Origin of the sequence: Serratia sp. CMO1, from assembly GCF_015689115.1 — a bacterium.
GTDB classification, from domain to species: Bacteria; Pseudomonadota; Gammaproteobacteria; order Enterobacterales; family Enterobacteriaceae; genus Serratia; species Serratia marcescens.
Map to the genome: position 1 here is coordinate 3,191,106 of NZ_CP065032.1, position 15,300 is coordinate 3,206,405.

Consider the following 15,300-nt stretch of genomic DNA (forward strand, 5'->3'; position numbering starts at 1 on the left):
TCATAGGGTCATAACTTCACGGTTCGGCCGTTTACAGCTGGTGATATTTGCCCTTGTCATCCCATTGATAGACCACGTAGTCCGAGACCTTCAGATCGCCCTTCTGATCCCAGGCTTTTTTGCCCATCACGGTGTCCACGTCGTGCGACTTCAGCCATTCGGCGGCCTTGGCGCTGTCTTTGCCGCCGGTGGCGTTGAAGGCGGCGGCGATCGCCTGGATCGAAGCGTAGGAGTAAAGGGTGTAGCCTTCCGGCTCAAAGCCGCTGGCGCGGAACTTGGCGATCACCGCCTTGCCTTCCGCGATCTGGCGCGGATCGTTGCCGAAGGTCATCAGCACGCCGTTGGTGTACTGCGGCCCGCCGGCGGCGGTCACCAGCTCTTCGGTCACCACGCAGTCGCCGGAGAAGAACTTGGCGGTCACGCCCTGCTCGCGCATCTGGCGCACCAGCGGCCCGGCTTCGGGATGGCAGCCGCCGAAGTAGACCACGTCAGGTTTGACCGAGGCGATCTTGGTCACCAGCGCGTTGAAGTCTTTCTCGCCGCGCGACAGCCCCTCATACAGCACCTCTTTAACCCCGCGCTTGTTCATCGCCGCCTTGGCGGCGTCCGCCAGCCCCTGGCCGTAGGTGTCTTTATCGTGGATCACCGCGATGCGTTTGGCCTTCAGGGTATCCAGCATGTAGTTGGTGGCGATGACGCCCTGCTGATCGTCGCGCCCGCACATGCGGAACATGGTCTTCATGCCGCGCTCGGTGATCTGCGGGTTGGTGGAGCCGGGGGTAATGGCGATGATGCCGGCCTCGTCATACACCTCGGAGGCGGGCATGGTGGATGAGGAACAGAAGTGGCCGACCACCGCCGAGACCTTGTCCTGATCCACCAGCCGGTTGGCGACCGCGACCGCCTGTTTCGGTTCGCAGGCGTCATCCCCCTGCACCAGTTTGATTTTTTCCCCTTTGATGCCGCCGGCGGCGTTGATGTCCGCCGCCGCCTGCGAAGCCCCGCGCCAATACTGATCGCCGTAAGTGGCGTTCGGCCCGGAGAACGGCCCGGCGACGCCGATGACGATATCGGCCTGCGCGGAAAACGCCGTACCTAAACAACCGATGAGCAAAGCAGCGAGCGGACTTTTTATCAATTTCGATGACATTGTTATCTTCCTCAGCACTGTTGTAGCGAAACGCCCTGGGGCGCGGATCAGTCACTTTATGTGTAGACGGGGAAAATAATTTTCTTGAGAGCGCAGTCGCATTCCCCAAAAATGGGTAAGCAAAAATCCAGCCATTGTGACGACGAATACATATTGTTTGCTTATTCATCCTACATATCAGTTGCGGCGCGGCGTGTGGCGGGGATAACAGGGGCTGAGCCGTACGGCCAAGATGGGAAGGTGCAGGATAGCGAGAGTGACCCTGCACCATCGCCGTGCAAAGGCGTGTGCAAGCGGCGTCAAAACGATTTGGGATGCAAAAATCAACGCATCGCGATGGAAAATGCCGAAAAACAGCGCAAGGTGCTCATTCCCTCAGCAAACGCGCTTTTTTTGCAGTTTAGCGCTTTGACAAACCCCAGGCGCCCCGCTATTATTCGCCCCGTTCACACGATTCCTCTGTAGTTCAGTCGGTAGAACGGCGGACTGTTAATCCGTATGTCACTGGTTCGAGTCCAGTCAGAGGAGCCATATTTAGAGAAGCCCGCTTAAGGAAACTTAAGCGGGCTTTTTGCTTTAACGCTAAATGCATCGACAGGCAGCGTTACTCTGTGGCTATCGGCGCGTCATTCTCATCAATTTTTACCTTGCCCTGAATATCCGCAATCTTCTGCGCCAGACCCGCCACCTGCGCTTTGCTGTGCAGCAAGGTATAGGTCAGATCAAACTGCGCACTGGCGCCAGGCTGCAACTGCTTAACGCGTTTTTGTTCGCGCTCGACAGTGACCGGGTAGGCATAGCTGGTGCCCGGCTCAATCCCCGTTACATACCCCTGTTTTAACGTATCGGTATTCTTCCACAGCGTCAGGACGGGCAACTGGCGGGTATCGAACTGAATCGCCACCCCTTTGTCGCCCGCGTTATTGACCAGCGCCGCCAGTGTCTGATGATTCGGATCCGATAATGGCTTAATGTTAAAGACCATTTCATCGAACCCTTTGGTTGGACCGGCATAGGTTCCCCAGGTCTTCAGCCCGGCTTTGGCATAGTCGTTAAACGGACTGATGCTGGCCATCGGCGCCAGGAAGCGAGCGCCATTTTCCAGAATCGGCGCGCCGAAATTGCTGTGATAAATAATCTGGTAGTCATGGGGATAATCCGCCCGGTTGGTTAACACATCATGCAGGCGGAAACTGTTGCTGCCGGGCACATAGCGCAATTCGGTCAGGGTTTGCAGATCGGCTTTTTTGAATGTGCTCTCTTTGATCAGGCCGCGAACACGAATTTCATATGGCGCCGTATCCGCGACCTCAACCTCAACCCGCGAGGCCGGCGTATTGCCCGCTTTGCCGTGCAACGTGTAAATTTGCCCTCCTTCGGTCACTGGATGACCGGTCCACTCATAGCCACAACGCACCATCATCTCATTGAAACCTTCCAGCCAGCCGAGCCCATTGCGGCTTTCCAGGTTGATAAAGGCGGGGTTGACCACCTCTTTGACCGGGGAATCCCATCCCATTTTCGCGCCAAATCCTTCTGCCCGCAGGAGGTTCATGCCGCGGGTGGGACTCAGCGTGATGGTCAGGCCATCCTCGCTGCGGATAATCACGACTTTGCTGCCTTCTTGCTTACCGCCGTGCAATACCTTCTGCTCAATGCTGAACGTTTTATCCTTAATCTTCAGCGCCTCGCTCGAAATCTTCCAGTTTCCTTTCTCCACGCCATCTTCAGCGCTGGTCAGCACCCAACTCTGCGCCGCCGCCTGTCCTGAAATCAGGGCCGAAAACACCGCCATCACCCATGTCTTTTTCATTTCCCTTCCCCTTTAGCTGAATCGATTTTTTATAAACAAGGGAAAATCTACTGTTAAGCAGGTTAAAGAAATGTGATGAGCTTCACCGGGTGAGTATTTGAAGAAATAGTGCGATAGAAATACGAATTTCATCCCAGTTCTAATGAAATATATTGAGTTCTTGCATGAGAAATGAGCTATTTATCAACATAATTTGTATCGTTTCAGCTAAAAGGCAAGGAGACGGCTCCGGGCAAGCAAGACATCGCGAAGGGAGTGCGGGTGGCTTGTTTAACGCTATCCGGCCCAAACGAAAGCGCTCAGACAGCCTGCCCGTCTTGCGCCTCGTTGCTTTTACGGCCGCCTGGTTGTTTCAAAGCATCCCAGGTGCGCAAAGCCCGCTCGGGGAAACCTGAGCGGGCTTTGTGCCTTTCTGCCGTTAGCGCTTACAGCACAAACTCGTAGTGAGAGCCGTCCGGCAGTTCAATGTCCAGGCGCAGTTTGCCGCCGGCCGCCTCAACATAGCGTTTAAGCGAAGACAGTTTCAGATCGCGGCCCGGTTTTTCCATCACGGCAACGGTCGGCTGCCTGATCCCCAGCGCCTGCGCCATTTCAACCTGCGTTTTCTGTACTTTTTCACGCAGCTCGGCAAGGTGAATGTTCAGCATGATGTCCGCCGCCAGCGCCTGCGCTTTGGCCACGACCTCGGGCTTTTCATCCGCAATAAGCTGTTCCAACGTTCTGCCCATCGCGTCACTCCTTCTCGTTTAATGTGTTCAGCCAGTTCGTGAATTCCCGATCGGCAACCTGGATCATCCCATCGTAAAAACGCCTTTCATTACCGGCTTTATTGCCCGCGCAAAGCACAATGCCAATACGGTACGGATCGAAAGCGAAGAATGCCCGCAACGGTTCGCCTCGGCACTGAATGCGCAACTCTTTCATATTGCTGTAACGTGAGCCTTTAACCGTATCGGCATAGGGTCTGGGCAACCCCGGCCCCTTTTCCCGCAGGACCATCAATGCGGCAAGTACGCCGGCCCGATCGGCATCGCTGAGTGATCTGAACCAATGATCAAATGCATCCGTTGTTTTAATTTCCCACACGGGACCTCCCTAAAATATAGATCAGTAACTATATAGATGTAAAGCTATATCAGAGAGGCGCTGGGATAGCATGCAAAGGCATGCGTGGATACTGCAAGGCTGAACGTACATCCACGCATTTTGCAAACGCAGTGCGAGGCATTCAGCTTTTTACGCGCGGTATCGAACAATCGTTCAGAGGCACGGAACGTTTCCCCGCCGCCCCTTTATGAACCCTGTCACAAAAAGCGCATAACGTTTTCGACGCTCTACGCAGCGGGCGGTGAGCGGCAAACTTGTTAACGCCACGTTACATCGGGTTAGGCAACATTGTTAACGCCGATTGATGCGCCAAACGCATCGCGCCATGCGTTTATTGCGCTTATTTACTTTATTTTCCTGAGCGAGTCTTCAGCAACAGGCGCGGCGTCAGGCGCCAATAACAAACTGGAGATAAAGATGCATTCCTCTACCTCACCCATGACTCCCCGGGCCAGAGCCGGCGCGATATTGCGCGTCACCTCCGGCAACTTTTTAGAGCAGTTCGATTTTTTCCTGTTCGGCTTTTACGCCACCTACATCGCACACACCTTTTTTCCGGCCAGCAGCGAGTTCGCCTCACTGATGATGACCTTTGCGGTGTTCGGCGCGGGCTTTTTGATGCGCCCGATCGGCGCCATCGTGCTGGGCGCTTACATCGATAAAGTCGGCCGCCGCAAAGGGCTGATCGTGACCCTGTCGATCATGGCCGCGGGCACCTTCCTGATTGTGCTGATCCCCTCTTACCACAGCATCGGGCTTTGGGCGCCGCTGCTGGTGCTGTGCGGGCGCCTGTTGCAAGGCTTCTCGGCGGGTGCGGAGCTGGGCGGCGTGTCCGTCTATCTGGCCGAAATCGCCACGCCGGGCCGTAAAGGCTTCTACACCAGTTGGCAGTCCGGCAGCCAGCAGGTGGCGATTATGGTGGCGGCGGCCATGGGCTTCGCGCTCAATGCGGCGTTGGAAGAAAGCGCCATTCGCGAATGGGGTTGGCGCATTCCTTTCCTGTTCGGCTGCCTGATCGTTCCCTTCATCTTCCTCCTGCGCCGCAAGCTGGAAGAAACGCAGGAGTTTACCGCCCGCCGTCACCACCTGGCGATGCGCGACGTGTTTAAAACCCTGCTGAAAAATTGGCCGGTGGTGATCGCCGGCATGCTGATGGTCGCCATGACCACCACCGCGTTTTATCTGATCACCGTCTATGCGCCGACCTTCGGCAAAAAGGTGCTGCTGCTCAGCGCTTCCGACAGCTTGCTGGTCACCCTGCTGGTGGCGATCTCCAACTTCATCTGGCTGCCCATCGGCGGCGCGCTGTCGGACCGCTTCGGCCGCAAACCGGTGCTGGTCGCCATGACGCTGCTGACGCTGGCCACCGCCTACCCGGCGCTGAGCCTGCTCGCCGCCGCCCCCAGCTTCGGCATGATGCTGGCCGTGCTGCTGTGGCTGTCCTTCATTTACGGCCTCTATAACGGCGCCATGATCCCGGCCCTGACGGAGATCATGCCAACGGAAGTGCGGGTGGCCGGGTTCTCGCTGGCCTACAGCCTGGCGACGGCGGTGTTCGGCGGCTTTACGCCGGTGGTCTCCACCGCGTTGATCGAATACACCGGCGATAAGGCTTCACCGGGCTATTGGATGAGCTTCGCCGCGCTGTGCGCCTTGCTGGCGACGCTGTATCTGTATCGCCGCATCGCCATGCCGCTGCAAACCGCACGCTAACCCGCAATCGCAACAGGGAATCATGTCATGCAGAAACTCACTCGTTCGATCCTCGCCGCGCTGGTGTGCGCCTCCTGCAGTACGGCGGCGCTGGCCAAAGACGTGACCGTGATGATCTCCGGCGGCTTCAAAGCCGCGCTGGAAAAACTGGCTCCGGAATATGAAGCCCAAAGCGGCGACAAAATCATTCTGGTGTCCGGCCCCTCGATGGGTAAAACGCCGCAGGCGATCCCCGCGCGGCTGGCGCGTGGAGAGCAAGCCGATGTGGTAATCATGGTGGGCGACGCGCTGGCCCAACTGGACAAAGGCGGCTGGATCCAGCCGGGTTCGCGCGTGGAGCTGGCCGACTCGCCGATCGGCATGGTAGTGAAACAGGGCGCGCCCAAACCGGCGATAAAAACGGATGCCGAGCTGCGCAATGTCTTGCTGCAAGCTGACTCTTTCGCCTATTCCGACAGCGCCAGCGGCCGCTACGTCAGCGGCCAACTGTTCAAAAAGCTCGGCATCGAGGAACAGGTGAAAGGAAAGGCGCATAAGGTTGAGCGCATCCCGGTGGCCTCTGAAGTGGCGCAAGGGAAATACGCGCTGGGCTTCCAGCAGGTCAGCGAATTGCTGCCCGTGGCGGGCGTCACCTTTATCGGCGAGCTGCCGGAAAACGTGCAGTACATCACCCGCTTCGCCGGCGCGGTGACCGCTAAGGCGGAGCACCGCCGCGAAGGCAAAGCGCTGCTGAACTTCCTCGCCTCCTCTCAGGCGCAGCCGACCATTCGCGCGACCGGCATGCGAACCGTGCCGGCGCAGCAGCCGGTCAGGCAGAGTGATACTGTTCAGTAATCAGCTTTTCCAGCTCGGCGGCGACAAAAGACTGCATGCGGCCGCCGCGTCTGATGAGACCCACGGTACGTTTCACCACCGGATCGACCAGCGGCACCGACGTCAACACCGAGTGCTCTGAAGCGGGCATCGACATGGCGGGCACGGCGGCAATGCCGATGCCCGCCTCAACCATGCCCAGCATGGTCGTCACATGGCGAGTTTCACACACGCTGGGGCGTTCCGGCACGAGGTGTTCCAGGCGCTGATCGAGCAGATTGCGATTGCCGGAGGTTTTATCCAGCGAGACGTAATCCTGCTGATAGAACTCTTGCCAGGTGAGGCTCTTTTTACCGGCGAGCGGATGGTCGCGCCGGCAGGCGGCCACGTAGACGTCCCCCACCAACGGCACAAATTCAAGATTAGGCTGCAGCCGCCCGGCGAAGCAGATGCCGAAATCGGCCTGGCCGCCGGTGACCGCCTCGATGACATTACCTGCGCTGCCGTCGATCAGCTTGACGCGCACGCGCGGATAGCGCAGCCGGAAACGGCGTATCACGTCGGGCATGAAATAGTAGGCCGCCGAGGGCACCGTGGCGACGGTAACCAGCCCCACCCGCTCCTGGCTGACCTTGTCGATATCGGCCAACACCGCTTCGACGTTCATCAGCAGCTGATCCGAACGCTCGGCAAAAGCCTGCCCGTACAGCGTCAAGGTCACGCGCCGGGTGGTGCGATCGAACAGTTTGCTGCCCAGCGCGTTTTCCAGCTTCTCAATCCTGCGGCTCAGCGCCGACTGCGACAGGCAGATGGACTCTGCGGCCAGCCGAAAATTGCCGTACTCCACCAGCGCGCGAAACGCATAGAGATCGTTGAGATCAAAATTCACGGGCATAACGACCAACTCTCCTTGCTGAAAATGGCAGAAGACGCAAAACAGCGATGATAACCGCTTATATCGCCACGTTCACCGACTGGGTGGTTGAACCACCAAAGCCCCTATCGCCCCAGCAGCACCATTCCCCATATAATGATAGTCATCACCACGGCTACCAGCTGCGCTGCGCCGCCCAAATCTTTGGCGCGTTTGGATAACGGATGCAATTCCAGCGAAATGCGATCGACCACGGTTTCAATCGCCGTATTAAGCAGCTCAACCACCAATAGCAGAAAACTGCAGGTGATTAATAACAGCCTTTCTATATTTGTAATATCTAAACCAAATGTAACAACCAGTAAGATAGCATTAATGACCAATAATTGGCGGAACGCATCTTCGGTAAGCACGGCGTCAATAAACCCGGCCCAGGAATTCCTAATGCTGTAGGTTAATCGGCTTATTCCTTTTTTCTTTTCCACAGGCATACAATCAGCTCTCGTCAAAACTGCGACAGTCACTCGCAAATAAATCACGCAGCGTGAATTTATCTTGAGTTTATTAATTAAAAACCTTAACCGTTCTCTTTCCGGAGACGATGCATTCGCTCACTCGCCGTCACCCTGCTCCTGAAACGGCACCGCCCAAAATGCCCTGGCGCGGTTATTATTCTGGGAGCGTAAAAAGAGGACGCGATATCAGCCGCTTAAAGCGTTTTCTCGTACAAGCGATAGCGCTTGTACGGCACCGCGCCGATGCGTTCTAAAATCGTCCGCATGCCGGTATTGGTTTCCAGGATCCACGACATTTCCAGCGCGTCGATATTGCGCTTCGCGAAAGGCTCGCGCAGCGCCTCAATCAGCAGCAGCGCAATAATGGGCCCGATGCGGCTGAATTGATATTCCTGGCGTACGCCCATCAACGGCACGCGCGCGGTGCGCACGCCGCTGACTTTCAGGCGCCATAATAGCTTCGCCCAGCCGAATGGCAATAAGCGCCCCTGCAGATCGGCAATCGCTTCGTTAATGTTCGGCAGACCGACGATAAAGGCGCAGGGCGCGCCATCCACCTCGGCGATATGGATCATATCGTCGGGCACCAGGAACTTCAGCTGATCCCCCATGGTGGCGAACTCGTGCTCGGTGAACGGGACAAACCCCCAGTTATGTTGCCATCCGGAGTTGAACACCTCGCGCAGCACCTGCATCTCCTCGCGAAAGCGCTTGCGATTGAGACGGCGGACGGTCACCTTTTTACGCACCTGATCCATCATCCGGGTTAATGACGGCGAAAAATGCAGGTCGGTTCTTTTCATCCAATAGGCCAGCAAATCAATCCCCTCGCTGTAGCCCTGCTGCGCTATCTGGGCCGCGTAGTAGGGTTTCGCGTGCGTCATCAGGGCGGAAGGCGGGGTATCGAACCCTTCGACCAACAGGCCGCTTTCCTGATTGATATTGAGGCTGAATGGCCCGGTGATTTTACGCGCGCCTTTCGACCTCAGCCACTCCTCCGCTACCGTGAATAAGGTGCTGAACACGGCGGGATCGTCAACGGCGTCAATCATGCCGAAGTGGCCGGTATCCTCGCCATGCAGCTCCCGGTGCAGAGAATCGATTTGCGCCGTGATGCGCCCAACGACTTTGCCCTGTTTTTTGGCCACCCATGCCTGCCATTCAATATGGTCGGTTCCGGGGTTTTTCTTTGACAAGTGCTCTTCGCGCTCTACATGCAGCGGCTCAATCCAGTTCGGATCATCGCGAAACAGTTGCGAGGGGAAAGCAATAAATTCTTTAAGTTCGCGTTTATCCAGAACTTTCTCAATACGGATCATAAATAGCCTTACGTTTTAATAAAATAATTAAATAAGCACGCGACAACGCCTTTAGCATTTTTTATGCTGTTGCCTTTTATTGAATTGTGTATTGCCTCCGGCTCACTGATAAGAAAAACCGAATATTCCCCCTCGGCGAATCAGCAACGTGTTGCCTGACATTCACCCTGTGATGTCCATAATTGATAAAAAAAGGAAACAGAAAGCGGCGCAGCCAGGCTACGCTAATAGTGCTCTTTTATTATTTCGTGCTGTTATGGTAAAAGAAACTCGCCGCTTTTAGTGTACCGACTTTAATCAGGAGGTGCGCCGCCATTTTTACCACTTAATGCTATTTTTAAGATTAGCCTTAAATGAATCGTTCACTTTTGAATTTCTTGCGGCATACTGTTTAGGAAGTGTTTAAGTTCCAAGATAGCCATGCATGAGGTCATAACCTATGAGCCGACAGTTATTTCCTGCCCGACAGATGCAGACTAAAGAACGGCGAAGTCCGGATATTACAATAGTCTCTCATATCTCGCCAGGGTGCCGCTCAAGGCTGATGACTCGGGCTACTTACGCTCTGCCCGGTTAATAACCGGCATGCCGCTCGAGCACGGCAATATACGCTGTTCGCGGAATGAAGATGGTTGAATAACAAACTTATTCAAAACCTATTCATAGTAAAACATCAATTACCTCGCCAAGAGTGATTTCTCTCTTTTGGTGATTTTTAATCTATGGCTAAGTTTGTCTATGTCTGAAACAAGTTCCGTTCATTCTCTTCCCATGCGCTATGCGGACTTCCCCACGTTAGTGGACGCGTTGGATTACGCGGCACTCGGTAATACGGGAATGAATTTTTACGACCGTCGCAATCAACTCGTGACCGTTCTCGACTATCGCACGCTGCAGCAAAAAGCGATCGCGGGCGCGCGGCGTTTATTGTCCCTGAAGCTCAAGAAAGGCGATCGCGTGGCGCTTATCGCCGAAACCAGCCCGGGCTTCGTCGAAGCCTTTTTCGCTTGCCAATATGCCGGCCTGGTGGCGGTGCCGTTGGCGATCCCGATGGGCGTTGGCCAGCGCGACTCCTACACCGCCAAACTGAAAGGGCTGATCGCCAGCTGCAACCCCGCGGCGATCATCAGCAGCGAAGAGTGGACACCGCTCATCGCGTCGGCCACGGAAAACACGTCGGCGATGCACATCCTCAGCGACGCGGACTTTAACGCCTTGCCAGAACCGGAGATTGCGTTGCCGGCGCCTTCGCCCGACGATATCGCCTATCTCCAATACACCTCGGGCAGCACCCGCTTTCCGCGCGGCGTGATCATTACCCAGCGGGCGGCCATGGCGAACCTGAACGCGATCAGTCGCGACGGGATCAAGTTGCGCGCCGGCGACCGCTGCGTTTCGTGGCTGCCCTTCTATCACGATATGGGCCTGGTCGGTTTCCTGCTTACGCCGGTGGCGACCCAGCTGTCCGTCGACTACCTGCGCACGCAAGATTTCGCCATGCGCCCGATGCAGTGGCTGAAACTGATCGCCAAGAATCGCGGCACGGTGTCCGTCGCCCCGCCGTTCGGCTACGATCTGTGTCTGCGCCGCAGCAACGCCAAAGAGCTGGCCGATCTGGATCTTTCCAGCTGGCGGGTTGCGGGCGTGGGCGCCGAGCCGATCCCGGCCGAGCTGCTCGCCCAGTTTGGCGAACACTTCAGCAGCATCAACTTCGACAGCAAAGCCTTCATGCCGTGCTACGGCCTGGCCGAGAACACCCTGGCGGTGAGTTTTTCCGACCCCTGCTCCGGCCCGCAAACCAACGCGGTCGACCGCGATATTTTGGAGTACGAGGGTAAAGCGGTCGCGCCGGGCAAGAAAACCCGCGCCGTCTCGACCTTCGTCAACTGCGGCCGTGCGCTGCCCGGCCATCGCATCGAGATCCGCAGCGAAACCGGGCAACCGCTGCCGGAGCGCCAGGTCGGCCATATCACGATATCCGGCCCCAGCCTGATGAACGGCTATTTCTGCGACGATGAATCCCAGCAGCAGATCCAGGTGACCGGCTGGATGGACACCGGCGATCTCGGCTATCTGCTGGACGGCTATCTGTACGTCACCGGCCGCAAGAAGGATTTGATCATCATTCGCGGCCGTAATATCTGGCCGCAGGATATTGAGTACGTCGCGGAATCCGAACCGGAAATCCGTTCCGGCGATGCGATTGCCTTCGTGACCGAAGAACACGACGAAGCGGCCAGGATCATTTTGCAGATCCAGTGCCGAGTCAGTTCGGAAGAGCGCCGTGAACAAATCGTGCATTCGCTGAGCGCGCGCATTCAAAGCGAGTTCGGCATCGCGGTGGACATCGAGCTGCTGCCGCCGCACAGCATTCCCCGCACGTCGTCGGGCAAACCCGCGCGCGCGGAGGCCAAGAAACGCTGGCTGAGCGCTTCGCTCTACCCGCAAATGCCGCAGCTGGCCGGTTTCGCGCAATGAGCGGCACCGTGGCAGTGACGGGCGCGACCGGCTTTATCGGCCGGCATATCGTCCAGGAACTGCTGGCGCAAGGGTTTAGCGTGCGCGCCCTGACGCGGCAAGCCGGAAAAGCCGCCGTAGACAACCTGCAGTGGATCCCCGGCGCGCTGGAAGATCGGCCCTCGCTCACCGAACTGGTGCGCGGCGCGGAGTGCGTCGTGCATTGTGCGGGCCAGGTGCGCGGGCATGCGGAAGCGGTGTTCACCCGCTGCAACGTCACCGGCAGCCTGAATTTGATGCAGGCGGCCAAACAGAACGGCCGCTGCAATCGCTTCTTGTTCATGTCGTCGCTGGCGGCCCGCCATCCGGCGCTGTCCTGGTACGCCCATTCAAAACAGGCCGCCGAGCAGCAACTCATCGCCGCCACGGGCGATATCGCGCTGGGGATTTTCCGCCCGACGGCGGTTTACGGGCCCGGCGATAAAGAGCTGAAACCGCTGTTCAACGGCCTGCTGCGCGGCGTGCTGCCCCGGCTGGGCGCGCCTGACGCCAGGCTCTCTTTTCTGCACGTGAGCGATTTGGCAAAGGCGGTCAGCCAATGGGTGCAAACCGAACCCGCGCAGCCGAATATTTACGAACTGTGCGACGGCGTAGCCGAAGGCTATAACTGGCTGCGCCTGCGGGACATCGGCGCCGCCGTGCGTCACGGGCCGGTGCGTCTGGTGGGCATTCCGCTGCCGCTGCTGAAAGCCCTGGCGGATATCAGCGTGGTGTGGAACCGCCTGGTAAAAAAAGAGCCGATGCTGACGCGCAGCAAAATACGCGAATTAACGCATCGCGACTGGTCCGCCAATAATCAGGCGCTGTCGCAACAGATTAATTGGTTTCCACAGGTGAGTTTGGAACGCGCGCTGCGTGAAGGGCTGTTTTAATTATTCCAAGTAGAGGTGTGTCAACGTTCTTATGCTAAATCGCGATGCTGTAATGGATTATATCCTGACGTGTTTGCAAGGTATCGTCGAAGGCGGAGTGGAAATAAAACCTGATAGCGATCTCGTCAATGATCTTGGCCTGGAATCCATCAGAGTCTTGGATCTGCTGATGATGCTGGAAGATGAATTAGATATCTCCATTCCTATCAATATATTGCTTGATGTCAGAACGCCTGAGCAACTGCTTGACGCGCTGCGCCCTTATCTGGAGAAACACCATGGGACTGTATGATAAGTTTGCGCGGCTCGCCAATGACCGTGAACAATTTCAAACGTCCGGTCTGAATCCGTTCGGCACCTGTATCGACGAAGTGTATTCCGCCACCCAGGGGCGCATCGGCGATCAAAAGATTGTCCTCGCCGGCACCAATAATTACCTTGGCCTGACGTTCGATGCGCAGGCGATCGCCGCCGGCCAGGCGGCTCTGGCCGCGCTCGGCACCGGCACCACCGGCTCGCGCATGGCGAACGGCAGTTACGGATCGCACCTGACGCTGGAACGGGAGCTGGCGGAATTCTTCGATCGCCCGAGCGCCATCGTGTTCTCCACCGGCTATACCGCCAACCTGGGTGTCATCAGCACGCTGGCGGGGCCGGGTGCCGTGGTGCTGATCGACGCGGACAGCCACGCGAGCATTTACGACGCCTGCGCCCTCGGCGGCGCGGAAATTATTCGCTTCCGCCACAATGACGCCGCCGATCTGGAGCGCCGCATGGTGCGCCTGGGCGAACGCGCCCGCGAGGCGATCATTATCGTGGAAGGCATCTACAGCATGCTGGGCGACGTCGCCCCGCTGGTGGAAATCGTCGACATCAAACGGCGATTGGGCGGGTATCTGCTGGTGGACGAAGCGCACTCCTTCGGCGTAATGGGCGAGCGCGGCCGCGGCCTGGCCGAAGCGCTGGGCGTCGAGCAAGATGTGGATATCATCCTGGGCACCTTCAGCAAAAGCCTGGCTTCGATAGGCGGTTTCGCCGTCGGCGGCAAGGGGATGGACGTGCTGCGCTACAGCAGCCGGCCGTATATTTTTACCGCTTCGCCGTCGCCGTCCAGCATCGCTTCGGTGCGCACGGCGCTGCAAAAAATCGCCCGCCATCCCGAGCTGCGGGAAAAACTGTGGAGCAATGCGCACCGTCTGTACCACGGCCTCGCCGAGCTGGGCTATACCCTGGGGCCGCGCATCAGCCCGGTGGTGCCGGTCATGATCGGTTCAAAGGAAGAAGGGTTGCGTTTCTGGCGCGAGCTGATCGCCCACGGCGTCTATGTGAACCTGGTGCTGCCACCGGCCGCGCCGGCGGGCGTGACCCTGCTGCGCTGCAGCGTCAATGCCGCGCACAGTGATGAAGAAATCGACGCCATCGTGCGCGCCTTTGCGGCGCTGAAAAAATAAAGCCTTTCCCTCTCGGCCGCGGCGGCGGTGCCGAAAATGGCCTCGCCGCCCTGCCGAACAGATGCGCGCCTCAGTGCGCAGCCGTTGATACCCCATCAGCCGAATAGCGATACCCCTGCGCCGCCATAAATTCCGCGATGGCTTTTTCCGCCGCCGAAAGCACCTCCTCGATCGGCCGATCGGCATCGAGATCCACGATGTCGGCGCCTTCGAACGTCAATAAAGGCGTGACGGCGATCTTCTTCTCCAGCGCCGCTTTGCGGTGATCGGGTTTGCGCGCACAGGCCACGTCCAGACTGACATTCAGCTTGAGCACCAGATCCGGTTTTTGCCCCGCCATCCATTGAAACGCCGCCCGTTCACGCGCCGCCAGCCAACGGACGAAACGGCTGCCTTCAACGTCGACGGGAAAAACCGTGCCATCGTAAGCGCCAGGGATCTGCGCCTGCGGAAAACGGTCGGTCAACACGATGAACCCTTGCCGGCGATACGCCAGCATGCGGCGAAAACGCAGCAGCCGCCGCCCCACGAAAGCGATGATCACCGCCGACGGCAACAGGCCAATCCGGGATTTTTTCGTTTTGACTTTTTTGGTATTGCTCTCGATAGCCTTGCCCACCGAGCGCCCGAGCAGCGGCAATTTCGCTGCCGCGCGCCCGACGTTGCCTGCCTGTTTGCCCAGATGCACCTGCACCGCCGGGCCATAATGTTTCACATACTCGATCAGATGTTCACAAACGGTGGACTTACCCGATCCGTCGCTGCCGATAACCGCAATCAGCGGCGGAAATTTTGCACTCATAATAAGACTCTCTTTCAATACACCAGAAACGGCGTGCCATATTTGAAGCGAACGTTCGCTTATCATTGCCGCGGCGGCTGCGTGAAAAAAAATTTGCCATACGCAGCGCCAAAAAGCACAAAATATTAAGCGAAAATTGAAAACCTCTGCTCTTTTTTCGCCGTGAGCCATGCCGAAAATTAACATAAAAAGCGAAACCGGCCCACGCACGAACAATTAGCACAAAATAACAAGAACAAACGCCATGAATATCAATTCAAATAACGAAGAAGAATGCCGATCTCATTATTTTATCGCAGCAAAGCACAATAAATATCTTGAACCCAAGGCGTATTGGAATACAATAGTTTTTTT

General features: G+C 57.2%; 14 protein-coding genes and 1 tRNA gene. 7 read left to right on the top strand and 8 right to left on the bottom strand.

Annotation, left to right across the window (positions count from 1 at the left end):
- Positions 1–31: 31 nt before the first annotated feature.
- Positions 32–1,150, bottom strand: a complete 1,119-nt coding sequence (locus tag IT763_RS15240; RefSeq protein WP_016927040.1) for a branched-chain amino acid ABC transporter substrate-binding protein — start codon at positions 1,148–1,150, stop codon at positions 32–34.
- A 455-nt stretch (positions 1,151–1,605) separates the two neighbouring features.
- Between IT763_RS15240 and IT763_RS15245 the strand changes: the two genes are divergently transcribed.
- Positions 1,606–1,681, top strand: a tRNA-Asn gene (locus tag IT763_RS15245).
- Between the two features lie 73 nt (positions 1,682–1,754).
- Here IT763_RS15245 and IT763_RS15250 read toward each other — a convergent pair.
- The 3 genes from IT763_RS15250 to IT763_RS15260 form a co-directional block, all read right to left on the bottom strand.
- Positions 1,755–2,963, bottom strand: a complete 1,209-nt coding sequence (locus tag IT763_RS15250) for an aldose 1-epimerase family protein (RefSeq protein WP_079449935.1) — start codon at positions 2,961–2,963, stop codon at positions 1,755–1,757.
- Between the two features lie 425 nt (positions 2,964–3,388).
- On the bottom strand, positions 3,389–3,691 hold the full coding sequence (locus tag IT763_RS15255) for an XRE family transcriptional regulator (protein WP_016927038.1): 303 nt from the start codon (positions 3,689–3,691) through the stop codon (positions 3,389–3,391).
- Positions 3,692–3,695: 4 nt separating this feature from the next.
- Positions 3,696–4,049 carry a type II toxin-antitoxin system RelE/ParE family toxin gene (locus IT763_RS15260; RefSeq protein ID WP_206194810.1) on the bottom strand — a complete coding sequence of 118 codons (354 nt, stop codon included), beginning with the start codon at positions 4,047–4,049 and terminating at the stop codon, positions 3,696–3,698.
- A 438-nt stretch (positions 4,050–4,487) separates the two neighbouring features.
- Here IT763_RS15260 and IT763_RS15265 point away from each other — a divergent pair, with 438 nt between their 5' ends.
- Together IT763_RS15265 and IT763_RS15270 are read left to right on the top strand one after the other, a co-directional pair.
- Positions 4,488–5,783, top strand: a complete 1,296-nt coding sequence (locus IT763_RS15265; RefSeq protein WP_206194811.1) for an MFS transporter — start codon at positions 4,488–4,490, stop codon at positions 5,781–5,783.
- Positions 5,784–5,810: 27 nt separating this feature from the next.
- The gene (locus tag IT763_RS15270) at positions 5,811–6,617 is read left to right on the top strand and encodes a substrate-binding domain-containing protein (protein WP_048796852.1); all 807 of its coding nucleotides are present in this window, start codon (positions 5,811–5,813) and stop codon (positions 6,615–6,617) included.
- Here the strand turns inward: IT763_RS15270 and IT763_RS15275 are convergent.
- The 3 genes from IT763_RS15275 to IT763_RS15285 form a co-directional block, all read right to left on the bottom strand.
- Positions 6,592–7,491, bottom strand: a complete 900-nt coding sequence (locus IT763_RS15275) for a LysR family transcriptional regulator (protein ID WP_206194812.1) — start codon at positions 7,489–7,491, stop codon at positions 6,592–6,594. The genes IT763_RS15270 and IT763_RS15275 overlap by 26 nt on opposite strands.
- 104 nt (positions 7,492–7,595) lie before the next feature.
- Complete coding sequence (locus tag IT763_RS15280; protein WP_004935528.1) at positions 7,596–7,961, bottom strand: diacylglycerol kinase; 366 nt, start codon at positions 7,959–7,961, stop codon at positions 7,596–7,598.
- Positions 7,962–8,179: 218 nt separating this feature from the next.
- Positions 8,180–9,304, bottom strand: a complete 1,125-nt coding sequence (locus IT763_RS15285) for a hypothetical protein (protein ID WP_016927031.1) — start codon at positions 9,302–9,304, stop codon at positions 8,180–8,182.
- 738 nt (positions 9,305–10,042) lie between these two features.
- Between IT763_RS15285 and IT763_RS15290 the strand changes: the two genes are divergently transcribed.
- From IT763_RS15290 to IT763_RS15305, 4 genes are read left to right on the top strand one after another with little or no spacing between them, the layout of a single operon-like run.
- Positions 10,043–11,782 (top strand): fatty acyl-AMP ligase, encoded by a 1,740-nt coding sequence (locus IT763_RS15290; protein ID WP_164053049.1) that lies wholly within the window; start codon positions 10,043–10,045, stop codon positions 11,780–11,782.
- A complete protein-coding gene (locus IT763_RS15295; protein ID WP_206194813.1) occupies positions 11,779–12,693 on the top strand; it encodes an NAD(P)-dependent oxidoreductase in 915 nt (304 codons plus the stop codon). Before IT763_RS15290 ends, IT763_RS15295 begins: the two co-directional genes overlap by 4 nt.
- A 31-nt stretch (positions 12,694–12,724) precedes the next feature.
- Positions 12,725–12,985: an acyl carrier protein gene (locus IT763_RS15300; protein ID WP_004935539.1), complete on the top strand. Its 261-nt coding sequence runs from the start codon at positions 12,725–12,727 to the stop codon at positions 12,983–12,985.
- A complete protein-coding gene (locus IT763_RS15305) occupies positions 12,972–14,144 on the top strand; it encodes an aminotransferase class I/II-fold pyridoxal phosphate-dependent enzyme (protein WP_033639871.1) in 1,173 nt (390 codons plus the stop codon). The genes IT763_RS15300 and IT763_RS15305 overlap by 14 nt, the downstream gene beginning before the upstream one ends.
- 70 nt (positions 14,145–14,214) lie before the next feature.
- Here the strand turns inward: IT763_RS15305 and IT763_RS15310 are convergent, their stop codons facing one another.
- A complete protein-coding gene (locus tag IT763_RS15310; RefSeq protein ID WP_015378484.1) occupies positions 14,215–14,946 on the bottom strand; it encodes an ATP-binding protein in 732 nt (243 codons plus the stop codon).
- Between the last annotated feature and the right edge of the window lie 354 nt (positions 14,947–15,300).